The organism is Halomonas citrativorans, from assembly GCF_900163645.1.
Classification (GTDB): domain Bacteria; phylum Pseudomonadota; class Gammaproteobacteria; order Pseudomonadales; family Halomonadaceae; genus Vreelandella; species Vreelandella citrativorans.
The window spans coordinates 1-11,928 of sequence record NZ_FUKM01000009.1; the positions used below are offsets into that span (position 1 = coordinate 1).

Consider the following 11,928-nt stretch of genomic DNA (forward strand, 5'->3'; position numbering starts at 1 on the left):
GGGTGGGGTTGGGGCTTTTGGCGCTGCTTTACGCCACCGCGTTCTCGACACTGTTTATTTTTGTGCCGCGCCTGGATATGGCCCGCAACGCCCCGGTCATGAATATCGAACCTGTCGCCTCTTTGGTGATCGGTTATTTCGTATTAGGGCAAACGCTAAGCCCTGGCCAGTTATTGGGTGGGGCGGTCGTGGTGGGTGGTATTGTCGCACTTAGCCTATCCAAAGGGCGGTAAACGTTGCGTTCTTTTCGGACATGTACCACAATGAAGTTGTGTAAGGAAACACTGTTTTTTAACGGAGGTACATGACGATGAAGATGACCGTATTATCACTCACTTCTGCGGCACTCTTGGTCGGCGCGGGTGCATTCGCTGCATCAGCCCAGGCACAGCAATCATTTGGTCACCCTGAAGGTTACGTGGCGGGCGACGCCATGTTTTGGAACCTTGATCCTGACCGCGGTTCCTCACGTAACGACGTAGGCCTGCGTTTGCGCGGTGGTGCGCAGTTCAATGATTACTTCGCGCTCGAAGGGCATCTGGGTACCGGTGGCTCCGATGGTGATACCAAGCTGGATTACCTGGTAGGTGCTTACGCAAAAGGCATCGCGCCTATTACCCCCAATGCACGTCTGTATGGTCTGATCGGTGTCACTGAAGTGGATTTCGACCACGACAGTGAAAGCGGTTTCTCCTATGGCGCGGGCGGTGAAATTGATGTCGCCAACAATCTGGCCATCAGCGCTGATTACATGCGTTATCTGGACAAGTCTGCCTACGATTTCGATGCGGCAAGCGTGGGCTTAAAATACCGTTTTTAATGATTAACGCTTAAAACGCGTTAGTGGTTTATCCAACCCCAGGGCCTTTTGGCTCTGGGGTTTTTTATGAATTTTTTCTGGGTAGCCAAGGGCACTACTAAATAACGCTAATAAAGCAGAAGGGTGGCTCATTGTTAGCTTGCTAATCATTTGCTAAAATGCGCTATTCCATTAAGCATCCGCTGGCCACAAGCGCTCTGCGCGTACGTAGAAGGCGCGCAAAACAAAGAGTAAAACTCCATGTCCCCTGATCAAAAATTCGCCCGCTGGGTGAAGGTGGCGCTGGCTGCCTTTGCACTGCTGTTTATCTATTTCTTGATAGCTGACAGCTTCATGCCCATGACGCCCGAGGCCAGGGTAATGCGCCCGGTTGCCCGTGTGGCACCAGAGCTCAGCGCGCCAGTGAAAGAAGTGACCGTGCGTGACCACCAGCAGGTTGCCAAAGGCGATGTGCTGTTTCGTCTGGACCCCGAGCCCTTTCAGCTTGCCCTTGATCAAGCGCGGCTAAACCGTGAGCAGGCTGAGCGCGAAAACACGCGCCTTGAAGCGGAGCTTGCCGCCGCACGGGCGGTGCTGGCCTCTGCCCAGGCAACGGCTGAGGAGCGCAGCAGCGAGCGGCGCCGTGGCGAAGCCCTGGTGGGGCGGCAGAATATTTCACGCCAGCAGTACGAGCAGCAGGTAGCGGCTGAGCATACCGCCCTGGCAGAAGTGGCTTCCGCCGAGGCGAACATACAGAGCCTGGAAGTACAGCTAGGCGAGAACGGAAATACCAACCTGCGCTTGCGCCAAGCCGACAACGCACTTGAGAAAGCGCAGTTGGACGTCGAACGTACCGAAGTGCGGGCGGCAGAGTCAGGCCAGGTGACGAACTTGCAGCTTCAGGTGGGCGACTATGTTCAGGCGGGGCAGCCAGTGATCGCACTGGTGACTCAGAAGATGGATATCGTTGCCGACTTCCGTGAAAAAAGCCTACGCCACGTACTGCCCAGCGACTCGGCTGCGGTGATCTTCGATGCCATGCCAGGGCATATCTTTGAAGGGCAGGTCAGTGCTTTTGATGCTGGCGTGCGGGAAGGGCAACTGACCGCTGATGGGCAACTGGCGGATATTCCTACCTCTGACCGCTGGGTGCGCGATGCGCAGCGTTTGCGTATTCATATTGTCCTCAACGAACCCATTGCTGCGCTGCTGCCAAGCGGCGCCCGGGCAACGGTGCAACTGCTACCGGGGGAACATGCGCTGGCGCACCCCTTTGCATGGCTACAAACGCATCTGATCAGCTGGCTACATTATGTCTATTAGTGCGGGGTCTACTAATGCAGGGCCCGCTGATACAAAACCGGCTGATGCCAGCGCGTGGTCAATCAATCGCGCGCTGCACGGCTTTTTTAAACGCACGCCTCGCCGTAGCGGTGCTGGCCCTGAAGCGCCTGGCTATCATCGCTTGAGTGAGAATGCCCTGCGCCAGTGTTTGCGGGTGGCCGGTGGTGGCACACTCGGGTTTATCATCAGTCAGTTAATGGGTTGGAACTACGGCGTTTTCTTTACCGTTTTTCCGATGTTTTTGCTGGGCATGGTGCCCATTCTGAATATCAGCATTATTCGCCAGTTTTTAGGTAACGTATCGGTGAATGCGCTGGAAGTCAGCCTGGTGGTCGGCCTGCTTAAACATATGCCGGTGGTGATGACGCTGGTCGTGTTGGGTATGTTCCTGTTTCGGTTTAGCCTGATGGCAAAAGGCCCGCTGTTTCTGTTTGGAGCCAATGGCGTATTAACCTTAAGCATTCTGCTGCATTTTGCGAGCTACCCCAGCGTCGATCTAGCTGATTTGTTGGCCTCCAATTTTGTGGCCAGTGTGCTCGCTGTGTTCATCGCCATGCTGATGTACACGCTTTTCCCCGACGTTGAGCCCCGCCAACCGCCGCCCAAAAGCACCAAGACTAAAGCGCAGATGCGCCATGAAACGCTGATGGGCGGCATTACCGCGACACTTTCCTTTGTCGTTTTTCAGGTGCTTGACCTGCAGGGGTCGCTCTCGGCACAAATGGCGACCATTCTGGTACTGTTCGCGATGGGCTATGCCGGTGCACGCGTATCCGCTCGCAAACGCGCCATCGGCACGCTATTGGGATGTAATCTGGCGCTGATAATGCAGCTTCTGCTTTACACACAAAGCAATCACTTCCTGCTGGCGATTGTGCTTTATTGGTTGGGGCTATTGCTGTTTGGGCGCGAACACATACTTGAAGGTGGCGGTTCCGGCATCGGGTTTGGCGGGATGACCACTTTGGGCATTCTGTTTGGTCAATCATTAGGCCCGAATCAGGACCTTGTCTATAGCGCCCTGTACCGTTTTTCATCCATGAGCGTGGCGCTGGTAGTAACGCTGCTGTTTATGGCTTGCCTGCATTATGTGCTCAATCTTTGGGAGCCTACGCGACTACCAGAAAGAAAGTGAGGTAACTTTTTTAACAAAGGCTACTCTAATAAGGCAGCTGTGATGTGAAGGGCAATATGTTCTTCCCTCCAGCGTGTTTCCTACTAACGGATTAGAGGTGTATGTCATGAGTGGAAAAGACGATAAAGTAAAAGGCGCCGCTAACAAAGCCGCTGGTAAAGTGAAAGAAGCGGCTGGCAAAGTAACGGGCAGCGAAAAAACGGAAGCCAAAGGCAAAATGCAGCAGGCTAAAGGCGAAGCTCAAAAAGGTAAAGGCGAGGTGAAAGAGAGCCTCAAGAAAAAATAGCCTTGCTACGCACGTTAGCGTAACACGTCGACAACAGGGGCCCTTAGGCCCCTGTTTGCGTTTATGTTTTTCGTTTTCAAACCGTTTTACACTTCCTGATACAGCTGGCTTCCCGTTTTTCGAAACTTCTCCGCCTGCTCTTCCATGCCGCGCTTAACCGACTCCGCGTCGTTAGTGCTTTCTGGCGTGCGGTCGCGGTAGGTATCGCGTACTTCCTGGCTAATCTTCATTGAGCAGAACTTGGGCCCGCACATGGAGCAAAAATGGGCGACCTTCGCGGAATCCTTGGGCAGAGTTTCGTCATGGAATTCCCGCGCGGTGTCTGGGTCTAGCCCCAAGTTGAACTGATCTTCCCAGCGAAATTCAAACCGCGCCTTGGAAAGCGCATTGTCACGCCGCTGTGCTGCCGGGTGGCCCTTGGCGAGATCCGCCGCGTGGGCGGCAATTTTGTAGGTAATAATACCGGTCTTTACGTCATCTTTATTGGGCAGGCCCAGGTGCTCCTTCGGCGTGACGTAGCAGAGCATGGCACATCCAAACCAGCCGATCATCGCGGCCCCAATGCCCGAGGTAATATGGTCGTAGCCTGGTGCGATATCCGTGACCAACGGGCCGAGTGTGTAGAAGGGCGCTTCATCGCAGTACTCCAACTGCTTGTCCATGTTCTCCTTCACAAGGTGCATGGGCACGTGGCCGGGCCCTTCAATCATTACCTGCACGTCGTGCTTCCAGGCAATGTGGGTCAGCTCGCCCAGGGTTTTAAGCTCGGCCATCTGCGCTTCGTCATTGGCATCGGCAATAGAGCCTGGGCGCAGGCCGTCACCCAGCGAAAATGCCACATCGTACTGCTTGCAGATCTCGCAGATCTCCTCGAAGTGGGTATACAGAAAGCTCTCCTGGTGATGGTACAAACACCATTTTGCCATGATCGAACCGCCGCGAGAGACAATGCCCGTCACCCGGTTGGCGGTCAGCGGCACATAGCGCAGCAAAACGCCTGCGTGAATGGTGAAGTAATCCACGCCCTGTTCGGCCTGCTCAATCAACGTATCGCGAAACACCTCCCAGGTCAGGTTTTCGGCCACGCCGTTCACCTTCTCCAGCGCTTGATAGATGGGCACTGTACCGATAGGCACTGGCGAATTACGCAAAATCCATTCGCGAGTTTCATGAATGTTCTGCCCGGTGGAGAGATCCATGATGGTATCCGCGCCCCAGCGAATCCCCCAGGTCATTTTGTCGACTTCTTCTTCAATCGACGAGGTGACGGCCGAGTTGCCCAGATTGCCGTTAATCTTAACCAGAAAGTTACGCCCGATAATCATCGGCTCGCTTTCCGGATGGTTGATGTTATTGGGAATAATCGCCCGCCCACGAGCAACTTCATCGCGCACAAACTCCGGCGTAATCTCTTCTGGGATGCTGGCGCCGAAGCTCTGGCCGCGATGCTGGTGGCCCAAAATTCGCTCCACCTCGGCATCGCCTGAGTACTTTGCAGAGAGCGCTTGGCGGCGCTGGTTCTCGCGCAGGGCGATAAACTCCATTTCCGGCGTGATAATCCCTTGGCGGGCGTAGTGCAACTGGGTAACGTTCTTGCCTTCTTTTGCCCGCCGCGGCGTGCGTTTCAAATCAAAGCGCAGTTGGGCCAGCATGGGGTCGTTGGCGCGGCGTTTGCCGTACTCAGACGTATGGCCTTCTAAAAACTCGGTGTCGTCGCGTTCCTCAATCCACGCCCGGCGAAGCGCGGGAAGCCCACGGCGTAGATCAATCTGGGCGTTGGGGTCGGTGTAGGGGCCAGAGGTGTCGTACACCAGCAGCGGCGGGTTCTGTTCATCCACGCTGGTCGTTTTGGTCGGCGAGAGGCTGATTTCCCGAAACGGCACGCGGATGTCGGGGCGCGAGCCTTCAAGGTACACCTTGCGTGAACCGGGTAGTGGAGAAATCGCGGCGGCATCCACTTGGGCGGTTTCGGCTAGAAAGCGGGCTGTCTTCTGGGTAACGGTTTTGTTCACGGTTATATCCTTGTTATTGGAATTAATGGGAAAGATCCAGGCCCATCTGCCAGAAGTCGATTTCCAAACGCGTGGCATCGCGGAAAATTTTGCTGAGCTCATTAAAGCGGGCAGGGGTTACGTCGGCGAGGCGAGCATCCAGCCATTCAAGCTCGGCCTGCATGGCGGCCTGAAACTCCTCGCTTTCGTACATCGCAATCCAGGCATCAAACGGGTTGTGTGTGCCGCGTATGGTTGTGGATTTTGCGTTCAACCAGTTGGCAATCTCGCCATAGCCCACCAGGCAAGGGGCAAGTGCTACGTGTAAATCCAGCAGGTCGCCACGGTTGCCGGTATCCAACACATAGCGGGTGTAGGCCATGGTCGCCCGAGCTTCTTGTAGCTCGGCAAGCGCCTCCTCGGAAATACCCCATTCGCTGCAAAAGCCCACATGCAAGCCCAGCTCCACATCCACAATGGTTTTCAACCCTTCATGGGCCTGGCGCAAATCGGCAAGCGTAGGGCTTTTGTAGGCGGCCAACGCATAGGCGCGAGCGAAGTGAATCAGAAACAGGTAATCCTGCTTCAGGTAGTGGCGGAATGATGCTTCAGGCAGCGTGGCGTTGCCCAGCTGGCGCACAAAGTCGTGCTCAATGTAGGCGCGCCAATCGTCATGGCAGGCAGTGGTTAAATCAGTAAAGCGGTAGCCCATACATCCTCCGGGAGTAGTGATCCGAAGGGCAGGCGAAAAGATCGAGGAAATGGCACGGAAGGGTGGCGAGCGATTGTGGGAGAGAGCTAGCCGGCGCCATCGCTTGATCCCTACGCCGGTACCCGCGCTACATCAAAAGCAGCGCATTAGCCGGATCAGGTTCAGCGGGACCAGCGCTTGGCGGCAAAATTGCTACGCCCTGCGCCATCTCAGCCGGATTCACCGGCACCCCGTCAAGCATTCAACTCAGCGAGTCTAGGTGGCGGTGGAGGGAGATGCAAGGGGGCGAACGGCAGTGCGACGTGTTAATTTGAATCGATTATGACTATTAACACTCATCATTACAGCGTGATGCGATCAGGAAGTGCTGACATTGACCACCGATAACAAAACGGGTTGGGAAGCCTTCTATCGCGCCAATCAAACGCGAGCCGCCTCGCCGCTGTTACGGCGCGCTTTGGGGGCTGAGTGCTTACCCAAAGGCAACGGCCATGCTATCGATTTAGGATGTGGAGGCGGCATCGAAACCGCGCTACTGCTGACGTCGGGGTGGAAGGTCTTGGCGATCGACAAAGCGCCCAACGCCATTGCGCGAGTTGAAACACTAAAAGCTGAATTACCCAGCGCTGATCTGACGGTGATGGTTTCGCGCTTCGAGGAATTGAAAGGCCTGCCATCGTCTGCCCTAATCCACGCCGGGCTAAGCCTGCCGTTCTGCGAGCCAACGCACTTTCCCATGCTGTGGGACATGATCCTTTCAGCGCTTGAGCCGGGAGGGTTATTTGTCGGGCACCTTTTCGGTAACCGGCACGATTGGGCCAAGCATTCAACAATGAGTTTTCATTCCAAAACAGAGGTTGAAGGTCTCTGCAGTGGTTTAGGCGTCGAGCTTTTTCGCGAAAGCGAAGGAGAGGGTGGGCTGGTAACGCATCACTGGCACCGGTTTGATCTGATACTGCGTAAGCCAATGGTTTGATTGAATCACCTTATTGAATATAGCGGCTGCCAAGTGTTTTGAGCGCTTAATACTCCAGGCATTACCTCACTTCAGCGCCCGTCAAAACGAATGAAGAAGCGAACCCGGTAGCAATGAAGGCTATAGCGTTTCACCCGTAAGGTAGCTAGGACCCTATCCATTAGCTTCATGGGGGTATCCCTTTGTATTTATCTCTATTTGTATTTATATACAGCATTATTGAGAATGGTAAATCGTGCCAGCATGCGAGTTTTGGATAGACAGCCAAAATTTGCTTTGCTAGCAATAGAATCAATGAGGTAGATTTGGTTTAGGCGGCTGCATAATAACTGTTAGTTGCGCCATAGAAATTTTTTAATACGTCAGAAAGGGAAAGCATTATGCCAATAGATTTAACAGAAACTTTGGTTGTTGGGATTTCAGCTACTGCACTATTTGATTTATCTGAAGCTGATGAGATCTTTAGAGAAAAAAATAAAATAGATCCAAACACAGCGATAGACGAATATCGAACATATATGCTTGAGCACGAAGATGAATCGCTAAATGATGGTACAGCTATGCCGTTAGTACGGTCACTGTTAAATCTCAATACGCACAAAAGTCCGGAAGATAATGCGCCAATAGTAGAGGTGGTTGTTATTTCAAGGAATAGTCCGGAAACAGGCTTTAGAGTATTAAATGAAATTCGTAGGAGAGAACTTCCTATTACTCGTTCGGCATTTACAGCTGGTGAAGCGAGTTCGATCTATTTAGACGCTTTTTATGTCGACTTGTTTCTAACAACCAATGAGCAAGATGCTCAAGAGGTCATCGATAGTGGAGTATGTGCTTCGGCATTAGTTAAAAAGCCTCCTCAGTCAGAGGCGAGTTTGAACGAAGAGCAAGTTCGCTTTGCTTTTGATGCGGATGCTGTGCTTTTTAGCGAGGATAGTGAAATTGTTAACCAAACGGATGGGTTAGAAGAATTCTGGCGTAGTGAAAATGAAAAACAGGATATCCCTTTACAAGAAGGACCATATGCTAACCTTCTGAAAAAGCTATCAAAAGTACAAGAAAGGTTACCGGGTCGTATTGAATATTCTCCTGTAAAATTGGCTATTATGACGGCGCGAAATAGCCCTGCGGAGATGAGAGTTATAAAAACCCTTCGAAGTTGGAATGTTTATATTGATCAAGCATTTTTTCTTGGAGGTTTAGAGAAAAGTCGCTTTCTAAAGGCCTTTAAGCCACATATCTTTTTTGATGATCAAGATTCACACTTGGACCCAGCGTCAACAGAGGTTCCGAGCGCAAAAGTTCTTTATCCATCAAACTCAATTCTAAATAAAATAATGCAGGAAAAGGCCAAGAAAAAAGTTGATACAGTGTCAGATGAAGTATGTAACTAATAAGGCATTTAAGAGTGATTTCCAACGCTTGGTATTTTTCGTTTCATCGTTGGGTTTTGTGTTTACGGTGGTATGGTTAGGTTCAGTGGTGGCGTTGCTCACACCTTAATGCGGTGTTATGCGTAGCCGACAAAATCAAACAATTGGAAGGAGTTAATGTTTATGATTACTTGCTATGTCAGGTATGCAATAGATCCAAAGAAGGTCAAAGAGTTTGAAGAATACGCGGAAATGTGGATTCCACTCGTTGAAAAGTTTGGAGGTCAACATAATGGCTACTTTCTACCATCTGAAGACGCAAGCAATATAGCTTTAGCGCTATTCACGTTTGAAAGTTTGTCAGCTTACGAAGATTATCGTACTAAGTCTCTAAATGACCCTGAGTGTATTAAAGCTTTTGAATTTGCAGATAAAGTGGACTGTATTATCAGCTATGAGCGTAGCTTTTTTAGACCTGTGTTCGGTTGAACAAGCTGCGTATAACAAAACGGTTAAGAAAGATTCGCAACGCTCGGTATTTTTTATAATTATATTTAAATGTATGTGGCGCAATAGGTTCGTGTCGCTCGATGAAAGCTCACCTTTCATTGGGAATGACAATGAAAATCTCTTTGGCGACCGGCCAACCGATAGATATGGTGACAGACACCACGCGTATCAACTTCATGGAAAAGGCTCGTTTGGGAATTGAAGGGGCACTGTCGAGCAATGATTCGGATTTGGCCAAGAGATTGCAGGCGGCTATCGATATCATGAATAGACAACAAGGGCAGGCTGTCGGTGTTGACACACGGGCATAACAATTCAAGCCAGCCGACTCCCTTCGGCGACGGCTGATTTCAGGCGTTAGGCGTTAGGCGTAAGTGAAGGAGTCAATGATGCGAATTGGTTGTCTTGAAGATGTTCTGGAATTTATCCCTTTGCTTGCGCGCGAAATGGCGAGACATTGGCGACATCCTTTTCCTTTCAGCTTCGCCTTCACTACAAAGACTAGCGTGCTGGTCGCGTTACGTTGGACTAATCCGGAGGCTGCGTGAAACCTGAAATAGAAGCTAAATTTTCCACCTACCCTTTAGAAGTACGAAAGCAGCTTACAGATATTCGCCGCCTGGTTTTGTCTGTTGCAGAAGAAAATAATCTGGGTACGGTTGAGGAGGCTCTTAAGTGGGGCGAGCCCAGCTATCTTGTGAAGGGCGGCAGCACGATCCGAATGGACTGGAAGCAAAACGATCCAGATGTCATTAAAGTATATTTTCACTGTCAGACTCGCTTGATCGAAACCTTCAAAGAAATATATCGTGACGAATTTGAATATGAGGGGAAAAGAGCAATTGTCGTTCCCTTGAATGCCTCTGTCGTGAGCGGCCCGCTAAGCCATTGCCTACAGATGGCATTAAAGTATCATAGTTTGAAGCATCTCCCATTGCTTGGGGCTTGAGGACGTGTGGCCCTTTTGGCTCTATTCTGTGAGCCCTCACTCACATTGTCGTCGGTGACACTGTCTGGCTGAAACGGTTTGCTACTCATCCGGCCTGCTTAGAGTCGTTGCGCGAGGTCGTTGGACTTCCAAATCCCAAGAGCCTGGATCAAACAGTTTTTAATGACATTGGTAGCTTATCTGAGCACCGAATCTGGTTGGATCACAAGATTATCAACTGGATAGCCGAGCTATCCGAAAGTGATCTGAAGTTTATTCTCAGATATCACAACACCAAGGGGGTTGCTGCCACTAAACGGTATTCGAGTCTGGTTCTTCATTTCTTTAACCATCAGACTCATCATCGTGGGCAAGTGTCTACGTTGCTAGCACAGGCAGGCGTGGATATTGGGGTTACTGATCTGCTGGCTGAGATTCCGGAGGAAAACAAAGTCATGCACAGCGACAGTTTTTCCGTGCGGCTTTGACTCCACTACAGAGCTACACGTGCTATCGGCATTATGTACTTTGAGGAAAAATACCAATGGAAGTAACTATCGGTAATGATTCTGAACTGATTAATTTGGCTCAAGGTATCCGTTATCAGGTGTTTACACGTGAACAGCAGATCCCCGTAGAGTTAGACCTTGATGGATTAGATGAGGAATCATTCCATGCGTTAGTAACTGAAAACGGTGAGCCAATGGCTACTGCTCGCCTGACAGTGAAAGAAGATGGCTCTTCTGTTATGGCCAGGGTAGCTGTCAATGAGGAATGCCGAGGAATGGGAGTTGCTTCAAAAGTTATCCAAGCAATAATGCAATATGCGCAGAATATAGATGTCAATTCTATTGAAATCCATGCTCACAGTTACCTTAGAAGTTACTACGAAAGGTTTGGATTTGAGTTCATTAAAGAAGTAGAGGTTGTGGGCGAACATCAGCTAATTGAAATGCAATGCCAAATAGTGCGCACATAACAAAGCATTTAAGAGTAATTTAGCACGTTTGGCACTTTTCTATGCGTTGGTTTTAGTGGTTAAGGTGCTATGCGCTTGCATTGGTATTGCACGCCTCATACCTTAACGGGGCGTTTCAAGTACTTTAGGGAGCAACCAAATAATTCGCGATTATCGGGCAGCCGATATCGACCAAATCTTGGCAATTTGGCTATCTGCCTCTATTAAGGCCCATACCTTCATTGAATCTGCGTTTTGGGAATCAAAAGTTAGCGAGATGCGTGATGTATACATCCCTGCATCGGAAACGCTTGTATATGAAGCTGAGGGAAAAGTCGTTGGATTCTATAGCTTGTATGAGAACAATCTTGCTGCGATCTTTGTGGTCCCAAGCTCACAGGGAAAGGGGGTAGGCTCAGCCTTGCTGGATGATGCGAAGAATAGGCGAAACCGGTTACAGCTCACTGTTTACAAAGAAAATACTTCGAGCATCAAGTTCTACGAGAAACACAAGTTCACTTTACTTGGAGAGCAAATCGATGGGCACACCGGGCACCCTGGTAATCCCCCCATTTATAACCGGAGCGATAAGTAGAGTTGGTTATGGCTACCTTCTGTTTCGGTGTTATCCCACCCAATGCCATGTTCGGCCGCTCGTGGTTGTACGTCCAGAGCCAGCGTGTGGCAAAATCCTGTACTTCAGCGATCGAGTCGAAAAGATAATGGCTCAGCCAATCATAACGGACTGTTCGGTTGTAACGTTCGATGTAGGCATTCTGCTGCGGCTTGCCAGGTTGAATGTGCAGCAACTCAATACCGTTCTGCTTCGCCCAACGGGTTAGTTTGCCACTGATGTATTCCGGGCCGTTGTCGCATCGAATGGCCTTGGGTCGGCCACGCCATTCGATCAACTGGTTTA

The 11,928-nt window shown here is 50.7% G+C and carries 15 protein-coding genes, 1 pseudogene and 1 riboswitch; of the genes and pseudogenes, 13 read left to right on the forward strand and 3 right to left on the reverse strand.

From position 1 onward, the window contains the following. The 5 genes from CZ787_RS02380 to CZ787_RS02400 all read left to right on the forward strand — a co-directional run. The coding region (locus CZ787_RS02380; RefSeq protein WP_176372160.1) for an EamA family transporter at positions 1-233 on the forward strand (233 nt) is incomplete at its 5' end. Positions 234-310: 77 nt separating this feature from the next. After that, positions 311-820, forward strand: coding sequence for a porin family protein (locus CZ787_RS02385; RefSeq protein ID WP_087105797.1), 510 nt, complete (start codon positions 311-313; stop codon positions 818-820). Positions 821-1,060: 240 nt separating this feature from the next. Next, positions 1,061-2,122 carry an HlyD family secretion protein gene (locus CZ787_RS02390; protein WP_087105799.1) on the forward strand — a complete coding sequence of 354 codons (1,062 nt, stop codon included), beginning with the start codon at positions 1,061-1,063 and terminating at the stop codon, positions 2,120-2,122. Next, positions 2,112-3,278 (forward strand): DUF2955 domain-containing protein, encoded by a 1,167-nt coding sequence (locus CZ787_RS02395; protein WP_087105801.1) that lies wholly within the window; start codon positions 2,112-2,114, stop codon positions 3,276-3,278. Before CZ787_RS02390 ends, CZ787_RS02395 begins: the two co-directional genes overlap by 11 nt. 106 nt (positions 3,279-3,384) lie before the next feature. Further along, on the forward strand, positions 3,385-3,564 hold the full coding sequence (locus CZ787_RS02400; protein WP_087105804.1) for a CsbD family protein: 180 nt from the start codon (positions 3,385-3,387) through the stop codon (positions 3,562-3,564). Between the two features lie 86 nt (positions 3,565-3,650). Here CZ787_RS02400 and thiC read toward each other — a convergent pair whose 3' ends face one another. Together thiC and tenA are read right to left on the reverse strand one after the other, a co-directional pair. Continuing rightward, positions 3,651-5,576 (reverse strand): phosphomethylpyrimidine synthase ThiC, encoded by a 1,926-nt coding sequence (thiC, locus tag CZ787_RS02405; protein WP_087105806.1) that lies wholly within the window; start codon positions 5,574-5,576, stop codon positions 3,651-3,653. A gap of 22 nt (positions 5,577-5,598) precedes the next feature. Next, positions 5,599-6,267, reverse strand: a complete 669-nt coding sequence (gene tenA / locus CZ787_RS02410; RefSeq protein WP_087105808.1) for a thiaminase II — start codon at positions 6,265-6,267, stop codon at positions 5,599-5,601. Positions 6,268-6,357: 90 nt separating this feature from the next. After that, positions 6,358-6,510: riboswitch (TPP riboswitch) on the reverse strand. Positions 6,511-6,640: 130 nt separating this feature from the next. On the opposite strand from tenA, the gene CZ787_RS02415 reads away from it, so the two are divergent. From CZ787_RS02415 to CZ787_RS02450, 8 genes are all read left to right on the forward strand, one after another. Further along, positions 6,641-7,243 (forward strand): class I SAM-dependent methyltransferase, encoded by a 603-nt coding sequence (locus CZ787_RS02415; RefSeq protein WP_087105810.1) that lies wholly within the window; start codon positions 6,641-6,643, stop codon positions 7,241-7,243. Between the two features lie 380 nt (positions 7,244-7,623). Beyond that, positions 7,624-8,634: a 5'-nucleotidase gene (locus CZ787_RS02420; protein WP_087105812.1), complete on the forward strand. Its 1,011-nt coding sequence runs from the start codon at positions 7,624-7,626 to the stop codon at positions 8,632-8,634. A gap of 162 nt (positions 8,635-8,796) precedes the next feature. Further along, the gene (locus CZ787_RS02425) at positions 8,797-9,102 is read left to right on the forward strand and encodes an NIPSNAP family protein (RefSeq protein ID WP_087105814.1); all 306 of its coding nucleotides are present in this window, start codon (positions 8,797-8,799) and stop codon (positions 9,100-9,102) included. A 131-nt stretch (positions 9,103-9,233) separates the two neighbouring features. Further along, positions 9,234-9,434 carry a hypothetical protein gene (locus tag CZ787_RS02430; RefSeq protein WP_087105816.1) on the forward strand — a complete coding sequence of 67 codons (201 nt, stop codon included), beginning with the start codon at positions 9,234-9,236 and terminating at the stop codon, positions 9,432-9,434. A gap of 233 nt (positions 9,435-9,667) precedes the next feature. Then, positions 9,668-10,072, forward strand: coding sequence for a DUF1801 domain-containing protein (locus CZ787_RS02435; protein WP_087105818.1), 405 nt, complete (start codon positions 9,668-9,670; stop codon positions 10,070-10,072). Positions 10,073-10,116: 44 nt separating this feature from the next. Further along, entirely contained in the window at positions 10,117-10,539 is a 423-nt protein-coding gene (locus tag CZ787_RS02440) for a DinB family protein (protein WP_254908541.1), read from the forward strand. A gap of 56 nt (positions 10,540-10,595) precedes the next feature. After that, positions 10,596-11,030, forward strand: a complete 435-nt coding sequence (locus tag CZ787_RS02445) for a GNAT family N-acetyltransferase (protein ID WP_087105820.1) — start codon at positions 10,596-10,598, stop codon at positions 11,028-11,030. Positions 11,031-11,286: 256 nt separating this feature from the next. Next, a complete protein-coding gene (locus tag CZ787_RS02450) occupies positions 11,287-11,604 on the forward strand; it encodes a GNAT family N-acetyltransferase (protein WP_328514762.1) in 318 nt (105 codons plus the stop codon). Positions 11,605-11,614: 10 nt separating this feature from the next. Here CZ787_RS02450 and CZ787_RS02455 read toward each other — a convergent pair. Further along, positions 11,615-11,928: pseudogene (locus tag CZ787_RS02455) on the reverse strand (integrase core domain-containing protein); the annotation flags it as partial.

Bases quoted from the DNA above. Each gene is read 5' to 3' on its own strand.
- CZ787_RS02425 (WP_087105814.1), top strand. From the start codon at position 8,797: ATGATTACTTGCTATGTCAGGTATGCAATAGATCCAAAGAAGGTCAAA.
- CZ787_RS02395 (WP_087105801.1), top strand. From the start codon at position 2,112: ATGTCTATTAGTGCGGGGTCTACTAATGCAGGGCCCGCTGATACAAAA.
- tenA (WP_087105808.1), bottom strand. From the start codon at position 6,267: ATGGGCTACCGCTTTACTGATTTAACCACTGCCTGCCATGACGATTGG.
- CZ787_RS02385 (WP_087105797.1), top strand. From the start codon at position 311: ATGAAGATGACCGTATTATCACTCACTTCTGCGGCACTCTTGGTCGGC.
- CZ787_RS02390 (WP_087105799.1), top strand. From the start codon at position 1,061: ATGTCCCCTGATCAAAAATTCGCCCGCTGGGTGAAGGTGGCGCTGGCT.
- CZ787_RS02430 (WP_087105816.1), top strand. From the start codon at position 9,234: ATGAAAATCTCTTTGGCGACCGGCCAACCGATAGATATGGTGACAGAC.
- CZ787_RS02450 (WP_328514762.1), top strand. From the start codon at position 11,287: ATGCGTGATGTATACATCCCTGCATCGGAAACGCTTGTATATGAAGCT.
- CZ787_RS02420 (WP_087105812.1), top strand. From the start codon at position 7,624: ATGCCAATAGATTTAACAGAAACTTTGGTTGTTGGGATTTCAGCTACT.
- CZ787_RS02400 (WP_087105804.1), top strand. From the start codon at position 3,385: ATGAGTGGAAAAGACGATAAAGTAAAAGGCGCCGCTAACAAAGCCGCT.
- CZ787_RS02445 (WP_087105820.1), top strand. From the start codon at position 10,596: ATGGAAGTAACTATCGGTAATGATTCTGAACTGATTAATTTGGCTCAA.